Below are 1084 nucleotides of genomic sequence, written 5' to 3' on the forward strand. Positions count from 1 at the left end.
GGCGTTGTTGCATGGAAGCTTCTGGAATCGGTTGGGGATTCCCAAATCGGGCCGAAAATGATTCACCCTATGGATGGCTCAGCGCTTCCGCACCCGTCCCGCCGCCAGCGCGAAACCGCGCTATCGCGTCACGAACTGGCGTGACTATAACCGCGCCCTGGTCGAGCGGGGCTCGCTCACCCTCTGGATCGATGAGGAGGTACTCGAGGGCTGGCGGGCGACGGGCGGGAAGGGCTGGCGCTACAGCGACGTCGCGATCCTCGCGGCGCTCAGCTTGCGCACGGCGTTCAGGCTGACGCTGCGCCAGACCCAGGGCTTCCTGGCGAGCTTGAAGCAATGTCTCGGGCTGACGATCGAGGTTCCGCACTACTCGACCTACTGCCGCCGGGCGGCCGGGCTCGAGGTACCGAAGCTTGTCCGGCCCGCTGGCGGTGGCCCGCTGCATCTCGCGATCGACTCCACGGGTCTCAAGGTCCACGGCGAGGGCGAGTGGAAGATCCGCATGCACGGAAAGGACAGACGCCGCGTCTGGCGCAAGTTGCATCTGGGCGTGGACATCGCCACCGGCGCGATCGTCGCCCAGGCACTCACCCCGAGCCAAATCCACGACGCCGCCGAGTTGGATGACCTGCTCACCGCGGTCGACGGGTCGATCGCCGCGGTCTACGTCGACAAGGCCTATGACAGCTTCGACAGCCACGCCGCCATCCTGGCGCGTGGCGCGCGGCCGGTGATTCCGCCGCGCAAGGGTGCTGCGATCCGCCCACCGCCAGGCCGACCGGATGTCCCGCCCACCCGCGGCGCCGCCGTCGCCCGCATCGCCGAGATCGGCCGGAAAGCCTGGAAGAAGGAGACCCACTACCACCGCCGCTCACTCGCCGAGACCGCGATGGGCCGCTACAAGACGATCATCGGCCCCTCGCTGAAGGCGCGCACATTCGACAACCAGAAAGCCGAAGCGGCCATCGGCGCGCGCTGCCTCAACCGCTTCACCGCCCTTGGCATGCCCCACAGCATCAGGATCGCGTGAAACAGCCAGGGAAAGGGTCGCAGCAACCTCAATAGATTCCATGCAACAACGCCT

General features: G+C 67.0%; 1 protein-coding gene. It reads left to right on the plus strand.

Annotation, left to right across the window (positions count from 1 at the left end; genetic code table 11):
- The first annotated feature begins 73 nt into the window (after positions 1 to 73).
- The gene (locus KAK09_RS18585; protein WP_210880404.1) at positions 74 to 1030 is read left to right on the plus strand and encodes an IS5 family transposase; all 957 of its coding nucleotides are present in this window, start codon (positions 74 to 76) and stop codon (positions 1028 to 1030) included.
- Positions 1031 to 1084: the final 54 nt, after the last annotated feature.

This window comes from Roseovarius autotrophicus (assembly GCF_018069895.1).
Lineage (GTDB): Bacteria > Pseudomonadota > Alphaproteobacteria > Rhodobacterales > Rhodobacteraceae > Roseovarius > Roseovarius autotrophicus.